Origin of the sequence: Nonomuraea sp. NPDC050547 (genome assembly GCF_044457345.1) — a bacterium.
Lineage (GTDB): Bacteria > Actinomycetota > Actinomycetes > Streptosporangiales > Streptosporangiaceae > Nonomuraea.
Map to the genome: position 1 here is coordinate 102,061 of NZ_JBITGW010000006.1, position 16,530 is coordinate 118,590.

The window sequence follows — 16,530 nt, forward strand, 5'->3', positions numbered from 1 at the left end:
TGCTCCTTCGTGATCGTGTCACGCGCGTTCATGGGTGATCGTGTCTGCGGCTTCCTGGGTGATGGTTCCGGCGGCTTCTTGGGTGATGGTTCCGGCGGCGCCGTCCACGGTGACGGTCTCGCCGGTCGTGACGCGCTCGGTGGCGCGGGTGACGCCGACCACCGCGGGGATGCCGTACTCCCTGGCCACGACCGCGCCGTGTGACATGGCGCCGCCCATCTCCATCACCAGGCCGCCCGCCGTCAGGAACAGCGGCGTCCAGCCCGGATCCGTGGACGGGCAGACCAGGATCTCGCCCGGCTCCAGGTGCGCGCCGGCCGGGTCCATGACCACGCGGGCCGGGCCGGTCGCGATGCCCGCCGAGGCCGGGGTGCCGGTGATGGCGCCCTCGGCGGCGGCGATCGACAGCGCCTCCGGTTCGGTGCCGTCCGACAGCAGCAGGCGGGGGACGTGCCTGCGCCGCTCCTCCCGCTCGTGGGCCGCCTTGCGCCCGGCCACCAGTCCGCGAAGGTCGTCCTCGCTCTTCGCGGGCTGGAGGGCGGTTCTGGCCTCCTGGAAGGTGAGGAAGTAGATGTCGTCGGGGGTGCCGAGGACGCCCTGCGCCACCAGGTGCTCGCCGACGACGCGCATGCTCCGCCGTACCCCTGCCAAGATCAGCACCGCGTAGTACTTGGGCAGCTCGCGCAGCCCGCCGAGACGGCGGGTGCGGTCCAGTGCGCGGCGGACGATCGCGGCGCGCCACCGGCCCTTGCGCGCGGCGGCGGCAGCGACGCGCTCGACGGCGGCCTGCGCTTCGGCGGCGCCGCGCGCGAACAGGGCGTCGGGCGCGAGGCGGTCGTCCATGCGCAGGTAGTTGGCCAGGACGCCGATGATGTGGGACGGATCGTCCGACCAGCGCTTGACACCGAGGTCGATCTCGGCGACGCCGCGGTGACCGTAGGTGGCGAGGAAGCCGGAGATGGCCTCCTGGGTCACACGGGGCAGTTGTCCTGCCTGGTAGAGGCGGGTGACCTCCTCGACCGACCGGTCACCGAACGGTTCGATGCGCGTGGCCAGCCGCCACAGTTCCATGTCCATCTCGGTGGTCGGGTTGTGGGGCATGCTCCGCAGGACGTCCTGCATGTCGGAGATCGGCACGCCCGAGAGCTTCGACGCCAGCCCGAACATCCCGTACCCCACGAGCACGATCGGCATGATCGAGAAGATCATCGGGAAGGTGGCGCCGAGCAGGCGTTCGGCATGGTCGATCCGTGCCTGCGGGGAAACGTCCTCCGGGAGTTCCAGGCGCCGCGTGAGCTCGTCGCCGACGCGCCGCGTGTAGGTCAGCGCGCGTTCGGGCCGCGTGAGCGCCCACCGCATCCGCCGCGGCGCGCCCGCCGCCCGCGCGATCCGCCGCGCCGCACGAAGGAACGGCCGCCGCGACGGGTAGGTCATCGAGAGTCTCGGGTCGTCCATCAGCGCCTTGAACAGCACCGCCGTGCGCGCCTCCGCGACAGAGAGCACTCTCGGCAGTACGGCGCGGCCGACGCGGCTGCGTGCCGCCTTGGTCAGGTCGACCCAGAGCCGCTGCCCCGCCTCGACCACCGGGCCGGCGCCCTGGTGGGGGTCGGCCGGCGGGTACCCCGCCATCCTGGCCGCGCCCGCGCTCATCAGCTTGATGCCCGCGCTCCCCATCGGCGTGAACGGCCCCATGACCCCCTGCGCCACGTTGATCGAGAAGAACAGGCGCAGCCCGTCGTGTCCGGTGCCGGGCGGGGTCTGGGGCAGGGTCTCGGGCACTGGATAGAGCGTGGTGATCGGCCGCGCCTGCGTCAGCCAGAGCCGCCCGCCGGCGTCGATCGCCCACTCGGTGTCCTGCGGCGCGCCATAGTGTCCCTCGACCCGGGCCCCGAGTTCGGCCAGCGCCCGCACCTGCGCGTCGGTGAGGCAGAAGCCGTCGACGTCGGTCTCGACGCGTTCGGTGCCGCCGCCGGGCAACGACCTGATGGCGATCTTCTTGTCACCGGCGTGGCGTTCGCGGATCTCGGCCGTGGCCACGTCGACCACGAACCGGTCCGGATTCACCGCCCCCGACACCACCGCCTCGCCCAGGCCGGGACTGGCGTCGATCACCGCTTCCCGCCTGCGGCCGGTGACCGGGTTCGCGGTGAACATCACCCCCGCCACCTCCGCGTCCACCATCGCCTGGACCACCACCGCGATGCGGACCGCCGCGTGGTCGATCCCGTTCGCCTCGCGGTAGGCGACCGCCCGGTCCGTCCAGAGGGAAGCCCAGCACTTCCGCACCGCCCGCAGCACGTCGTCCGGCCCCACCACGTTGAGGAACGTGTCCTGCTGGCCGGCGAAGCTCGCGAACGGCAGATCCTCGGCCGTGGCCGACGACCGCACCGCCACCGGGGCCGACTCCCCCAGCCCCGCGTAGGCCTTCCTGACTTCCTCGGCCACCTCGGCGGGGATGGTGGTTTCCAGGAGGCGTTGCCGCGCCTTCGCCGCCAGGTCGCCGCCTTGGGCGATGACCTCCTGGAGTCCCGCGGTTTCCGCTGCCTGGTGGTAGGCGTCCGTGGTCAGTACCCAGCCTTGGGGGACCGGTAGGCCCGCCCTGGTCAGCTCACCCAGGTTGGCGGCCTTGCCGCCTGCTTCGGCGAGCATGCCGGCGTGGATCTCGGAAAACTCCAGTGCGGTCTTCATTCGCCGTCCTCCTGAGAGACACCCTTCGTTCACAGTGTGGCGCGTGGATGGCGAGAATTCAACAAGTGATGAAAAACTTGGGCAGAAGGGGACCGCTCCTCACGCCACGCGGCCCTTTCAACGTGCAGTCACGTGCCAGGCGCCTCTCCCGACACGCGCCCCCTCGCAGCGATGCTTCCCCGCGTGGCGCGCCTGCCCTCGGGCGTGGACCTCCTCACACCACAGGACCTTCACGACACGCGCCTCCGTGGCACGCGACCACCCTCGCGGTCCGTGGCCCTCGCGGTCGGTGGGCCCTCTCGGTCCGTGGGCTCTCGCGATTGGTGGGCTCTTGCGGCACGTGGCCTCTCTGGCGGGTACGGCGCCTGGGGCGGCGCGTCCACATGGGCAGGCGGAGCCCCGGAGTCGGGAGGCAGGCGCTCGCGACCCTGGAGGCGCGCTTGGGGTCAAGGCGGGCGCGTGAAGCGGGCGCCCTGGAACCCCCGGGCGGGTGGCGGATCCCGGGCGGGTGGCGGATCCCGGGCGGGTGGCGGATCCCGGATGGGTGGCGGATCTCGGGTGGGTTAGAGGGGGAGGGGGTGGCCGTCCAGGTTCCAGGCGGAGGTGGGGGTGATGCCCAGCTGGGCCAGGGCGGTGGGGGCGATGTCCACCAGGCGGGCCTCTGGGAGGGTGCGGCCGCCGAGGTTCTCGCCCAGGCGGGCGGCGATCACGAATGTGGTGCGTTCCTCGGGAGAGACCCCTCCGTGACCACCTTCGTCCAGGTGGCCGTGGTCGGTGGTGACCAGGATGGTCCAGCGTTCCGCGGGGTAGGAGGAGCGGTTCTTGATCGAGGTGAGGACGCGGCCCAGGTAGTTGTCCTGGGTGTGGAGGGCGTCGGCGTACTCCGGGCAGTGGGGGCCCAGGCGGTGGGCCACCTCGTCGGTGTCGCCGAAGTAGACGAAGGCCAGGTCGGGAGCCTGCTCGGCGAAGTGGCGTTCGGCGGCGTCGGCTATCTGCCTGTCGCCCTCGGTGAAGGTGATCGCGAAGCCGTCCAGGACCACGCGGGTGTCGATCTTCTGCCCGAACGCCCCGTGCTCGGCCAGCGCGGCCCACGAGAACAGGGCCGAGGTGGTCAGGGCGGGGTCGGCCCGCTTGGCCCGGGTCAGGAAGTCCGGATATTTCGCGAAATCAGGAGCGGTGAAGCTGTTATCCACCACGCCGTGCTTGTCCGGCCACACACCGGTGGCGATCGACGACCACCCCGGCCCCGAGTCGGTCCTGGACGCGATCGACCTCTCCCCCAGCCGCATGACCTCCCCCTTGGCCCCCGTGGAGACGGCCCCGGCCTCCCCATACGGCAGCAGGCTCGTCCCATGCGCACCGGTATCGAGCAGTTCCCCCAGCACCTTGGGACGCAACGCCAGCAACCGGTCGAACCGCAGGCCGTCCATGCCGACGACAAGCACCTTGTCCTTCACGCGACTCCCCTCTCCCACCACCGCAACGACACACCGCCGCCGCCACCCTACGCGCGCCCCACCCACCCCCCAACGCCACCCTGGACCGCCAAGGCCCGCCGCATGCCACGGACGGCCGCCTCAGGACACAAACCCAGCCGCATCCCACCGGAGACGGCGCACCGCGCACCGGCGGGCCACTACTGGGCAGCGGGCGGGCGGCGGGTGCCTGGAGGACTACAGGGGCTGGTGGGCAGGTGTGGCGCCGATGCGGGCAGGCGGAGGGCTCCAGGGTCGGCCGGCTGCGGGCAACCGGGTGTCTGGAGGGGCGGCGGGTCGGGTGAGCGGGGTCAGGGCTGGTAGCGGCGGACCCATTCGGCGGCGCCGGGGAGGATGTCCTCTACCGGGGCGACCTGGGGGTACCAGGTGCGTTCCCACTCCAGCGACACCCACCCGTCGTACCCCGCCGACTGGAGCAGGTCCCCGCACTCGTCCAGCGGCACGGAACCCGACCACATCGGCACCGGTGTACTGTCGTTGGCCGACACCGCGTCCTTGACCTGCACGTACGCCAGGTGCGAGCCCAGGGCGGACAGCGTGTCGGCCGGGGATTCGCCGTGGCGCCACGGGTGAAGGAGGTCCCAGAGGGCGCCGGTGGTGTCCGGGGAGCCGGCGGCGTCCAGGAGTGCGGCGACCTTGGCGCCGGTGGCCATCAGGTCGTGGGTTTCCACGAGGACGCGCAGGCCGAGCTCGCGTGCCGTACCGGAGACCGCCTGGAGGCGGCGCGCGCCCACGGCCGGGTCGTCGCCGCGCGGGAACACCCGCACGCCCGGCGCTCCCAGGTCGGCGGCGAGCTTGAGGTCGGCGAGGAGCGCCTCGATGAGGGGTTCGTCGGGACCTGGCTCACATACGCGTACATAGCCTGCCAGGGCGGAGATTTCCAGACCCGTGCTCTCCACCGCCTTCCGCGCCGCCGCGCGCTCGTCGCGGCTCAGTCCCGCGTGTACGCCGGTGTCGGGGTGCAGCCGCAGCTCCAGCCCCTGGCAGCCGTGTCCCAGGGCCACCTCGATCGCCCGGTCGAGCTTGTCGCCCGGCATTCCCAGCGTGCTGACGGACAGTTTCACAGTGTTCTCCCAAGGGGGTGGTGGCACGCGCGCCGCCGATCAAGCGACACGCGGGAGTACGGCGGGGCCGCCGCCGTACCGGCACAAAGGACCCGAGCCGCAACCGCACGGATCTGGGGTGTGGACAACGGCAGGCAAGGAGGTCGGGTGCGGGCCCACGGCGGCGAGGGGTGCGGGCATCAGAGCGGGCGGACGCTTTCGCGCAGGACCACCTCGCCGCGCACCGGCTCAACCACGGGCTTGTCGGCCGAAGTGAGGGCCAGCTCCAGGGCCCGCGCACCCATGTCGGCCAGCGGCAATCGCACCGTCGTCAACGCGGGCGCGTGGTCGCGCAGGGTCGCGATGTCGTCGAACCCCGCCACCGACACGTCCTCCGGCACCCGCACGCCCCGCTCCCTGTAGGCGGCCAGCGCGCCCACGGCCATGACGTCGTTCACCGCGAACACGCAGGTCGCGTCGCCCGTCTCCTGCGCCGCCTGATAACCGCCGTCGCGGTCGAACGGGCCGTGGACGATCCGGGGGCGCGGGAGTCCGAGTTGTTCGAGAGCGGTGACGAATCCGGCGCAACGGTCCGCGGCGGTCATGAGCCGCGGCGGGCCCGCGAGCACCGCGAACCGCCGATGCCCCAGCCCCGCCAGCGAACGCGCCAGCGCCGCCGACCCCTCCCCGTTGGCCGGGGCGACGGTGTCGACGCCGAGCAGGTCCTGGCCGACGCAGGCGACCCGGCCGCCGCTGGACAGGTAGCGGTCGAGTTCGGCGCGCAGCCGTCCGGTGACCTCGGGATCGTCGAGCCGCGAACCCACCAGCAGCACCGCCCGCACGCGCTGCGCGTTGAGCGTGGCGACGTAGGCGATCTCCTGCTCGGGGTCGCGGTGGGTGGTGCCGACCATGACCAGCAGCCCTTCCCCGGCCGCGGCCCGCATGACCCCGTCGGCCAGCGCCGCGAAGTAGGGGTCGGTGAGATCGTGCACCACGATGCCGATCACGTTGCTGGCACCGCGGGCAAGGGTCTGGGCGGCGATGTTGGCCCGGTATCCGAGCTCGTCGGCGGCCTGCTCGACGCGGGCACGCAGGCCGGCGCCCACCTGGCGGGTACTGCCGTTCAGCACACGCGAGGCGGTCGCCAGCGAAACACCCGCCTGCCTCGCCACATCTTCGAGGGTGACCACGACACCTCCTGGAAAGCGATTTCCCAGTGTGCCAGACTCTCCCCTCCCCGCGCCGCCCCTCTCCCCGTGCCTCCCGCTCTCCCCGTGCCTCCCGCTCTCGCCCGCGCGTCTACCTCTCACCCCCGAACCCACCACCATCCGTTACGGCCGGCCACACCCCCACCACCCGCCGACGCCCGCCGGCGCCGATCGGGGGGATCGCTTCTCACGTCGGACGTGGCACTCGCCGCCACGGCGATCCGTCAGCCCGCCAAGTGGCGACCCCGTCATCCAGCTAGGCCGCGCCCAGGAAGCCGGCCATCAAGGCGACCCACTGACCGGCTACCGCATGTTGGCCGGTCTCCTGGTGTTGGCCGATGGCCGCATCCTGGCCGGTTACGGCATCTTGACCGGTAACCGCATCGCCGTTGTGGCGGGGACCCCGTCCGACGGGAGAAGCGACCCCCACGACACGCACGCTCACGTCGGCGGGTGGCGGTGGGGCGGCTGTGCCGTAACGGATGGCGGGCTGAAGGGACCGCAACCGGGAGCAACCCCCACGCGATGCCACAACACACCGCGGCCCGCACAACACCGCGGAGGCACCGTCCACACCGCAGCCCGCATCACAGCGCAACGCGGGCGGCCGGGGCCGCCCGCGTTGGGGTTCCGCGGCTCGTCCTGCCAAGCGAGCCCCGGAGGTCGTCAGCCGAACAGCCAGTCCAGGAGGCCGCCGGGCTTCTTGCTCTCCGTCGGCGCGGGGACCGGGGCGGCGGTGGTGGGGGCCTGGGCGGGCTGGGTGGTCTGCTTGGCCGAGGGGGCTTCGGTGGCGCGCGGCTGCTCGGGGTCGTTGGCGTTGTCGGTGACCGGGTCCTTGGGGTCCGGGGCGCGGGTGCCCTTGGAGGTCGCCTTGGGGGTGGGGTCGGCGTCGCGGGTCGGGGTCGCGCGGGGAGCCGGGGTACGGGTGGCTCGGGCTCGGCTCACCGTGGGCGTCGGGGTGACCGACTCGGACATGTCGGGTTCGGGGGTGGCCTCGATGGGCTGGTCCGCCGGGTCCTCCGTCTCCTCGGCGGGCGGGGCCACCGGGGTGCTCACCTGGCCGGCGCTTGAGCACTGCGCGCCGCTGCAGGGCTCGGAGCCGGAACCGGTCAGCATCCAGCCCGCGCCCACGCCGATCACCACGATGGCCGCCGCCGCGACGATCAGCATCTTGGTACGGCGCCGCACCTCCCCCTGCCCTTGGTCCTGCTCGTCGGAACCGCTCCAGCCCGAACCGAGGAAGCCCCGGCGCGGCTCGTCGTCATCGCCGCCGAACGGGCGCTCGTAGGACTTGTCCAGCGGCAGGTATCCGGGCTCGTTCTCGTCGCGGTCTCCGTCGGGCCCTGCTACGGCGTCGTAACCGGCTCCCGCGGCTCCGGCGTCGTATCCAGGTCCCGTCGTGCTGGCCTCGTAGCCCGCCGTTCCGGCCTCATAGCCCGTGCCTGACTCGAAACCCGTGCCGGCCTCATAGCCGGTGCCGGGCTCGTAGGCCGTGCCGGGCTCGTAGGCGGGCGTGCCGGAGTCGTAGCCCGCCACGGCGTCGTAGGCGGTGCCTGCCGGGCGGTCCAGGCCGTGGTCGGCGCCGGTGTTCAGGTCGAGCGGGTCGGCCGGGTCGGGGTGGCTCTTCAGGGCGCTCTGGTCCAGGAGGATGTCCTGGTGGACCAGGGCGTCCGGCTCGGGCAGATGGTAGGTCTCCGAACGCTCCCCGGGCGTGCCCGGGTCGCCCGGCAGGTGGTAGGTCTCGCTGAGCACGACGGCCGGCTGCTCGTCGGTGTCCGCGGCGTCCGTCTCCCACCGGTCGGAGAGCACGTCACCGGTCATGTCCGGGTTTAACGACCTGCCCTGCTCGTCCTCGAATGGTCTGTCCTTCTCGTCGCGCGACACGGTGTACCTCTCTAGCTACCGGGTGTGGATCGCGACCTTCCTAACAGACTCCACCACCTCCTGTCCGGAAATTTCACTCGATCACCACAAATAGTCGTCCGTAACAGGTTTGAACCAGCGTCCCAGTGCTTCACCCAGCGTGTCCGCCCCGGCCCGAGAGGTCCACGCCACGTAACCGTCGGGACGGATCAACAGGGCCTCCGCCTCGTGTTCCGCCCGGCCGCGCACCACCTCCACCGGCCATCCGGACACCGCCTCGACGAGATCGTCCCGCCCGGCCAGGTCCAGGAGAAACGGTCTCCCGCCGCGCAGCAACTCTGTCAGCCGTATGTCGCCGTCTTCGGTCTTGACCGCCAGATCGGGGGCCATCCGCCCCGCCCCCGGCACGCCGACGTCGTAGGCGGTGTCGACGCCGCTGATCATCCCGCTCAGGTAGGTGTTCACCTCGTCGAAGCCCATCAGCTCCGCGAACAGCTCCCGCAGCGGATCCACCGACGGATCCGGGTTGGCCAGCGCCGTCTGGGCCCTGACGTTCCAGAGCACCCGCGCCGCCACCGGGTGCCGCTCGGCGTGGTAGCTGTCGAGCAGCCCGGCCGGCGCCCGCCCCCGGACCTCCGCCGCCAGCTTCCAGCCCAGGTTGACCGCGTCCTCCAGTCCGGTGTTGAGGCCCTGCCCACCCCACGGGAAGTGCACGTGCGCCGCGTCCCCGGCCAGCAGGACCCGGCCGCTCCGGTAGCGCTCGGCCTGCAGGGCGGCGTCGCCGTACCGGGAAAGGGCACGCGGATCGCGCATGGGCACGGGAACGCCCGCGATGTGCTCGGCCGCCTCCCGCAGCTCCTCCAGCGTGACCGGCGCCTCCCGGTCGGCGTGGGGCGCGCGGAAGTCATAGGTGGTGATCCGGCTGTGCCCGGCGGGATTCACCCAGGCGATCAGCCAGCCGCGGGGCGTGCGGTGGTAGCCCCCAGGAAGCCCGTACGGATCCTCCAGCCGCACATCCCCCATCAAGGCGGCCACCCGGGCCCCCGTCCCCGTGAACGGGATCCCGGCGGCCTTCCGCACCACACTCCGCGCCCCGTCGGTCCCCACCACGAACCGGGCCGCCACCTCCCGCCCGCCGACCGTCACCACCACCCGGTCCTCATGTTGAACCAGCTCCGTCACCTCCTGCCCCCGCCGGATCTCCGCCCCCAGCCCCGCCGCCCGGCGCGCGAACACCCGCTCCGCCCACGCCTGCGGGCTCCCCACCAGGCTGGGCCCGTCCCCGGCCACCGCCCCGAGATCGAGCCCGAACATCCCGGAGAAGTGGAACCGCAGGCTCCCGTAGCTCGCCCTCCCGACGGCCTCCAGCAGCCCGCGCCGGTCGAGGCTCTGCGCCGTCCGCGCGTGCAGCGTCCCCGCCTTGGACTCCCCCGTCGGTACGGCCAGCCGCTCCAGCACCAGCGCCCGCACCCCCTGCAACCCCAGTTCCCCGGCCAGCAACATCCCGACCGGCCCGCCGCCCACGATCACCACGTCATACATCCGACCCTCCTCAGCCGACTCCCCCACCCGAACACCACAACCCCCACCCCGGTTTCACGACCCGACGCCACCGGAAGCCGACACCGTTTGTCAGTTCGGAATCCTCGTACGGACGTACCGTGCCTGTCAAATCACTGTTCGGGAGATGCGTACAATGGGCCGTATGTTGCATCCGACACGCGACCAGATCGACCTGGTGGATGTGATGGCCGCCATCGGGCACCCGGTCCGCGCCGCGATCGTGCGGAAACTGGCCGCCTCGGAAGAGGAAGAGTTCTGCGGCTCGATCCTGCCGGATGTGCCCAAGTCCACCCTGACCGCCCACTGGCGGGTGCTGCGCGAGAGCGGCGTCATCTGCCAGCGCCCCGAGGGCCGCAAGCTCTTCATCAGGCTCCGCCGCGCCGACCTCGACGACCGCTTCCCCGGCCTCCTCGACCTGATCGTCTACGAAGGATCTAGGGCTCCATCCGAGTAGCCCGTTCACCGGCACGGACACGCTCGGTGACGCCATCATGACGTCATGCTTTCGACCGAGATTTCCCCCCTCCCCGGCGCACGGGTGGTGACCGGGCTGCGCACGCACGCCAGGGCCGCGCGCCGGCTCGCGCTCATCGCGCTCTCCGGTTCGATCGCGCTGCCCGCCGCCGTCCAGATGCTCGCCGAACGGGCCGCGACCAGGGAGGAGACACTGCCGTACGCCGTCGCGGCACTCCTGCTCTCCCTGGCCTCCCTGCCCGCGCTGGCGGCGACACAGGCGGTGTGGGGCGTGCGCATGCGCCGGGTGCGGCGGCGTGAGCTGGAGCTCTACGCCGTCACCGGCGCCCCTCTCACCCGCGCCCTGAGCCGGCTCGGGGTCGCCGCGTGCTGGACCGTGACACTGCTGCTCGGCTACACGGTGCCGCGCCTGTTCCGCGAGTCCGGCCTGTACGGCACCGCCGACACCCTGACCCGCGCCGTCGACCTCCTCACGCTGGCGGGCTACGTGGCCGCGGTCTTCTTCGCCGCCTGGTGGGCCCGAGGCGCCCTGTCCACCCTCGCCGGCATCGCCCGCTCCGGCCACTCCCCAGGCGACCCCTGGGACCCGGACCACGCCAGACCCCCCACCGAACCGAACCAGCCCCGCGCCGGCCGAAGCGCCGCCCCGGCCGGCACTCCGACGCTGCCCTTCACGGCACCCATGCCGGCGACAACGACATCGGCGAAGCCGTACCGGATGAAAGCGGCGATCAGGACCGCGAGGCGCCCCGCGGTCACCTGGACCGCCACCGCGCTGGCCGTGATCGCCCTGCTCGGCGGCCGGGCGCATCTGTGGGAGCCCGCCGCCCTCACGGTGGGCGCGCTCCTGCTCGCCGCCCTCGTCTGCGGAGTAGTTACTGGCGAGTAGCATAGGCTCGGAAGCTGTCCAGCAACGAGGAGCGAATCCGTGCCTTCCTCTCGTGACGTCGTGTTCGTCGACGGCGTGCGCACGCCTTTCGGCAGGTCAGGGCCGAAGGGACTGTACGCGGAGACCCGCGCGGACGACATGGTCGTCCGCGTCATCCGCGAGCTGATCCGCCGTAACCCCAATCTTCCGCCCGAGCGGGTGGACGAGGTCGCGATCGCGGCCACCACCCAGATCGGCGACCAGGGCCTGACCATCGGGCGTTCCGCCGCCGTGCTGGCCGGGCTGCCCAAGAGCGTGCCGGGCTACGCCATCGACCGCATGTGCGCGGGCGCGATGACCGCGGTGACCTCGGTCGCGGGCGGCATCGCGTTCGGTGCCTACGACGTGGCCATCGCCGGCGGCGTCGAGCACATGGGCCGCCACCCGATGGGCGAGGGCGTCGACCCCAACCCCCGCTTCCTGTCGGAGAAGCTCGTGGACGGCAGTGCCCTGGTCATGGGCATGACCGCCGAGAACCTCCACGACCGCTACCCGGAGATCTCCAAGGAGCGGGCCGACGCGTACGCGGCGCTGTCGCAGGAGAAGGCGGCCAAGGCCTACGCCGACGGCAAGATCCAGCCGGACCTGGTGCCGACCGCGATCCGGACGGCGGAGAAGGGCTGGGGGCTGGCCGTACAGGACGAGGCTCCGCGGCCCGGCACGACCGTCGAGGCGCTCGCGGCGCTGAAGACGCCCTTCCGCTCGCACGGCCGGGTCACGGCGGGCAACTCCTCGGGCATCAACGACGGCGCGACCGGCTGCGTCGTGGCCGCCGCGGACGTCGCCGAGGAGCTCGGCCTGGACGCGAAGATGCGCCTGGTCTCCTACGCCTTCGCGGGCGTGGACCCCGAGGTGATGGGCGTGGGCCCGATCCCGTCGACCGAGCGCGCGCTGCGCCTGGCCGGTCTGAACATCTCCGACATCGGGCTGTTCGAGATCAACGAGGCCTTCGCCGTGCAGGTGCTGGCCTTCCTCGACCACTTCGGGATCGACGAGGACAAGGTCAACCCCTACGGCGGCGCCATCGCCTACGGCCACCCGCTGGCCTCCTCGGGCGTGCGGCTGATGACGCAGCTCGCCCGCCAGTTCGCCGAGCGGCCCGACGTCCGCTACGGCATCACCACCATGTGCGTCGGCATGGGCATGGGCGGCACCGTGATCTGGGAGAACCTCGCATGAGCGTGAACGTGACGGAGCTGTTCAAGGACGAGGTCGTCACCAAGGCGCTGGTACGCGACGTCGAGCTGCCCGGCGGCGCCGGGACCATGGCGCTGATCACCCTGGACAACGGGTTCGACCACACCAAGCCGAACACGTTCGGGCCCGGCGGGCTGACGTCGCTCGGCGCGGCGCTGGACGGGATCGCGGCGCGTACCGATCTGGCCGCGGTGGGTGTGACCGGCAAGCCGTTCATCTTCGGTGTCGGCGCGGACCTCAAGGGCGCGGCGCTGGTCCGCGCGCGCGAGGAGGCCCTGGAGATCGGCCGGCTGGGGCACGAGGTGTTCCGGCGGCTCGGCGAGCTGCCCGTGCCGTCGTTCGCGTTCGTGAACGGCGCGGCCATGGGCGGCGGCCTGGAGATCGCGCTCCATTGCACGTACCGGACCCTTTCCTCCGGGGTGCCCGCGCTGGCCCTGCCGGAGTGTTTCCTCGGCCTGGTGCCCGGCTGGGGCGGCACGCAGCTGCTGCCCCGCCTGATCGGCCCGGCCGCGGCGCTCAAGCTCATCATCGAGAACCCGCTGTCGCAGAACCGCATGCTCAAGGGTCGCGACGCGTTCGAGCTCGGGGTGGGCGACGCGATGTTCGAGCCCGCCGACTTCCTGGAGGAGTCGCTCCGCTGGGCCTCCAAGGTCCTCAAGGGCGAAATTTCCATCGAACGCGCGACATATCCGGATGCCGACTGGGAGAAGGCCGTCAACGACGCCTGCTTCCTCGTCGACATGAAGCTGCGCGGCGCCTCCCCCGCCCCCTACCGGGCCCTCGACCTGGTCGCCCTGGCCCGCACCGCCACCCGCGACGAGGGCTTCGCCGCCGAGGACGAGGCCCTGGCCGACCTCCTCATGGGCGACGAGCTGCGCGCCGGCCTCTACGCCTTCGACCTCGTCCAGCGCCGGGCCAAGAAGCCCGCCGGCGCGCCGGACACGTCGCTGGCCCGCAAGGTCACCAAGGTCGGCGTCGTCGGCGCCGGGCTGATGGCCTCGCAGATGGCGCTGCTGTTCGCCCGCCGCCTGGAGGTGCCGGTCGTGCTGACCGACCTCGACCAGGCCAGGCTCGACAAGGGCGTCGGCTACGTCCACGCCGAGATCGGCAAGCTCCTGTCGAAGGGCCGGATCTCCGGCGACCAGGCCAACCGGCTCAAGGCCCTGGTCACCGGCTCCCTCACCAAGGACGCCTTCGCCGACGCCGACTTCGTCATCGAGGCCGTCTTCGAGGACATGGCGGTCAAGAAGAAGGTGTTCGCCGAGGTCGAGGCACACGTCTCCGCCGAGTGCGTGCTGGCCACCAACACCTCCTCGCTGTCGCTGAGCGAGATGGGCGCCGAGCTCCGGCACCCCGAGCGGCTGGTCGGCTTCCACTTCTTCAACCCGGTCGCGGTCATGCCGCTCCTGGAGATCATCCGCGGCGCCGGCACCTCGGACGCGACCCTGGCCACCGCCTTCGCGGTCGGCAGGTCACTGCGCAAGTCGTCGGTGCTGGTCAAGGACGCGCCCGCGTTCGTGGTCAACCGGCTGCTGACCCGCTTCATGGGCGAGGTCATCGCGGCCGTGGACGAGGGGACGCCGCTGGAGGTCGCCGAGCACTCCCTGGACGACCTGGGCCTGCCGATGTCGCCGTTCGCGCTGCTGCAGCTCGTCGGTCCCGCCGTCGGCCACCACGTGTCGGAGACGCTGCACGCCGCCTTCCCCGGGCGGTTCGGCGTCAGCGGCAACATGGCCAAGCTCGTGGCCTCGGGCAAGCCGGGCGTCTACGCGCCCGACTTCTCGCTCGACCCCGAGGCCGTGGCGCTGTTCGCGGGCGGCACCCGTCCGTCCACCGCACAGGAGGTACGGCGGCGCGTCCTCCTGGCCCTGTCCGAGGAGATCCGGCTCATGCTGGAGGAGGGCGTGGTGGCCGCCGCCCAGGACATCGACCTGTGCATGATCCTGGGCGCGGGCTGGCCGTTCCATCTGGGTGGCGTCACGCCGTACCTGGACAGGGCGGGCGTCTCCCAGCCCCGCTTCCTGGAGCCCGGCGTCGCCTCCGTGCCGTAGGAGGCCGTAGGAGACGGAAGGGCCTCGTGTCACGGGGCCCTTCCACCCCGGAAGAAGTAGCGTGTGTGACCTTGCCCGTCCGAGGAAGGGAACACATGTGAAGACGCTCGCGCTCGTCGTGCTGGCCGGTGCCGTGGTCTTGGGGAACGCCGCCCCGGCAGCCGCCTCGCAACGGCCCCGCGCGACGTTGAAGATCAGCGTCACCGCGGGGGACACCACCAAGGCCGTCCGGCTGACCTGCGACCGGGACGGCGGGAACCATCCGTCGCCGCGGGCGGCCTGCCGGCTGCTGCGCTCGGTCAAGGGCGATCCGGCCAAGCTCAAGAACGACCGGGCCATCTGCACCAAGGAGTACCTGCCGCACAAGGTCAAGGTCGCGGGCACGTGGCGGGGCAAGAAGGTCGCCTTCACCCGTACGTTCGGCAACGGCTGCCTGATGAAGGCCGCGGGACGGGCCGTCTACACCTGGTGAGTGAGCCGGGGCCGTGCCACGCGAGCACGGCCCCGGGCCGGTCAGTGGGGCTTGATCCCGGTGGGCAGGCGCTGGGCGCGGCTGTGGCGGTAGCCGTACAGGAAATAGAGGGCGGCGCCGATCACCATCCAGATGAGGAAGCGCAGCCACGTCTCCACCGGAAGGTTGAGCATCAGGTAGAGGCAGGCCAGCACCGACAGGATCGGCAGCAGCGGGACGAACGGCGTGCGGAAGGCGCGGTGCAGGTCCGGGCGGGTCCTGCGCAGGATGATCACGCCGATCGAGACGACGACGAACGCGAAGAGCGTGCCGATGTTCACCAGTTCGGCCAGCGCGCCGAGGGAGATGAACCCGGCCAGCAGGGCCGTCACCACGCCGATGATGATCGTGAGGCGGGCGGGCGTGCCGTACTTCGGATGGACCTTCGCCAGGCCGCGCGGCAGCAGGCCGTCACGGCACATCGCGAACAGCACCCGGCTCTGCCCCAGCATGAGGATCATCACCACGGTGGTGAGGCCGGCGATGGCGCCGATGCTGATCAGCGCGGCGGCCCAGTTCTGGCCCACGGCGGTGAACGCGTCGGCGAGCGGCGCCCGCGTGCTGAGTTCGCTGTAGGGCTGCATGCCGACCACGACCAGCGAGACCACCACGTACAGCACCGTGCAGACGACCAGCGAGCCGATGATGCCGCGCGGCAGGTCGCGCTGCGGCTGGATGGTCTCCTCCGCGGCCGTCGCCACGATGTCGAAGCCGATGAACGCGAAGAACACGATCGCGGCGGCCGAGAAGATGCCGATCACGCCGAAGGCCACCGGGGTGATGCCGAACAGCACCTGGATGAGCGGCGCCTTCAGTCCCTCGACGGCCGGTGTGGAGATCGGGTCGGGGATGAACGGCGTGTAGTTGGCCGCGTTGACGAAGAACAGCCCCGCCACGATGACCAGCAGGATCACCGCCACCTTGATGATCACGATGATCAGGTTGACCCGCGAGGACAGCTTGATGCCGGCCACCAGGATCGCGGTCAGGATCAGCACGATCACCATCGCCGGCACGTTGACCACCGGACTGTCGCCCGCCATCCAGTCCGGCAGCGTGAGCCCGATCGACTGCAGCAGTGAGGCGAAGTAGCCCGACCAGCCGACCGCCACCACGGCCGCGGCCAGCGCCATCTCCAGCATCAGGTCCCAGCCGATCACCCAGGCGGGGAACTCGCCCAGCGTGGCGAAGGAGAAGGTGTACGCAGAACCCGCCACGGGCAGCGTGGAGGCGAACTCGGCGTAGCAGAGCGCGGCCAGCCCGCACACGACGGCGGCCACGATGAAGGACAGGGCCACCGCGGGTCCCGCGGTCTGCTTGGCCACCTGACCCGTGAGCACGAAGATGCCGGTGCCGACGATCACGCCGATGCCGAAGACCGTGAGGTCGACGGCGGTCAGGCGCTTTCTCAGCCGGTGCTCCGGCGCCTCCGTGTCCTGGATCGACTGCTCGACGCTCTTGGTGCGAAAGATATCCACGATCAGTCAGTGCCCGTTTACCCCGCTGTC

The 16,530-nt window shown here is 71.7% G+C and carries 12 protein-coding genes; 5 read left to right on the plus strand and 7 right to left on the minus strand.

Annotated features, from left to right (window positions below):
* Positions 1-18 precede the first annotated feature (18 nt).
* The 6 genes from ACIBHY_RS16690 to ACIBHY_RS16715 all read right to left on the minus strand — a co-directional run bounded on the left by ACIBHY_RS16690 (position 19) and on the right by ACIBHY_RS16715 (position 9,840).
* The gene (locus ACIBHY_RS16690; protein WP_397307074.1) at positions 19-2,688 is read right to left on the minus strand and encodes a PEP/pyruvate-binding domain-containing protein; all 2,670 of its coding nucleotides are present in this window, start codon (positions 2,686-2,688) and stop codon (positions 19-21) included.
* A gap of 563 nt (positions 2,689-3,251) precedes the next feature.
* The gene (locus tag ACIBHY_RS16695) at positions 3,252-4,145 is read right to left on the minus strand and encodes an alkaline phosphatase family protein (protein WP_397307075.1); all 894 of its coding nucleotides are present in this window, start codon (positions 4,143-4,145) and stop codon (positions 3,252-3,254) included.
* A 329-nt stretch (positions 4,146-4,474) separates the two neighbouring features.
* Positions 4,475-5,248: a sugar phosphate isomerase/epimerase family protein gene (locus ACIBHY_RS16700; RefSeq protein ID WP_397307076.1), complete on the minus strand. Its 774-nt coding sequence runs from the start codon at positions 5,246-5,248 to the stop codon at positions 4,475-4,477.
* 179 nt (positions 5,249-5,427) lie between these two features.
* The gene (locus tag ACIBHY_RS16705) at positions 5,428-6,417 is read right to left on the minus strand and encodes a LacI family DNA-binding transcriptional regulator (protein ID WP_397242462.1); all 990 of its coding nucleotides are present in this window, start codon (positions 6,415-6,417) and stop codon (positions 5,428-5,430) included.
* A gap of 684 nt (positions 6,418-7,101) precedes the next feature.
* Complete coding sequence (locus ACIBHY_RS16710) at positions 7,102-8,319, minus strand: hypothetical protein (protein ID WP_397307077.1); 1,218 nt, start codon at positions 8,317-8,319, stop codon at positions 7,102-7,104.
* 81 nt (positions 8,320-8,400) lie between these two features.
* Positions 8,401-9,840, minus strand: coding sequence for an FAD-dependent monooxygenase (locus ACIBHY_RS16715; protein WP_397307078.1), 1,440 nt, complete (start codon positions 9,838-9,840; stop codon positions 8,401-8,403).
* A 163-nt stretch (positions 9,841-10,003) separates the two neighbouring features.
* On the opposite strand from ACIBHY_RS16715, the gene ACIBHY_RS16720 reads away from it, so the two are divergent.
* From ACIBHY_RS16720 to ACIBHY_RS16740, 5 genes are all read left to right on the plus strand, one after another.
* Positions 10,004-10,315, plus strand: a complete 312-nt coding sequence (locus ACIBHY_RS16720; protein ID WP_379613865.1) for an ArsR/SmtB family transcription factor — start codon at positions 10,004-10,006, stop codon at positions 10,313-10,315.
* A 45-nt stretch (positions 10,316-10,360) separates the two neighbouring features.
* Positions 10,361-11,224 (plus strand): hypothetical protein, encoded by an 864-nt coding sequence (locus ACIBHY_RS16725; protein WP_397307079.1) that lies wholly within the window; start codon positions 10,361-10,363, stop codon positions 11,222-11,224.
* A 60-nt stretch (positions 11,225-11,284) separates the two neighbouring features.
* Positions 11,285-12,442 (plus strand): thiolase family protein, encoded by a 1,158-nt coding sequence (locus tag ACIBHY_RS16730; protein WP_397243777.1) that lies wholly within the window; start codon positions 11,285-11,287, stop codon positions 12,440-12,442.
* On the plus strand, positions 12,439-14,511 hold the full coding sequence (locus ACIBHY_RS16735; protein ID WP_397307080.1) for a 3-hydroxyacyl-CoA dehydrogenase NAD-binding domain-containing protein: 2,073 nt from the start codon (positions 12,439-12,441) through the stop codon (positions 14,509-14,511). The genes ACIBHY_RS16730 and ACIBHY_RS16735 overlap by 4 nt, the downstream gene beginning before the upstream one ends.
* Before the next feature lie 97 nt (positions 14,512-14,608).
* Positions 14,609-14,983, plus strand: a complete 375-nt coding sequence (locus ACIBHY_RS16740) for an SSI family serine proteinase inhibitor (protein ID WP_397242452.1) — start codon at positions 14,609-14,611, stop codon at positions 14,981-14,983.
* A 41-nt stretch (positions 14,984-15,024) separates the two neighbouring features.
* On the opposite strand, the gene ACIBHY_RS16745 is transcribed toward ACIBHY_RS16740, so the two are convergent.
* On the minus strand, positions 15,025-16,500 hold the full coding sequence (locus tag ACIBHY_RS16745) for an amino acid permease (protein ID WP_397242450.1): 1,476 nt from the start codon (positions 16,498-16,500) through the stop codon (positions 15,025-15,027).
* Positions 16,501-16,530 lie beyond the last annotated feature (30 nt).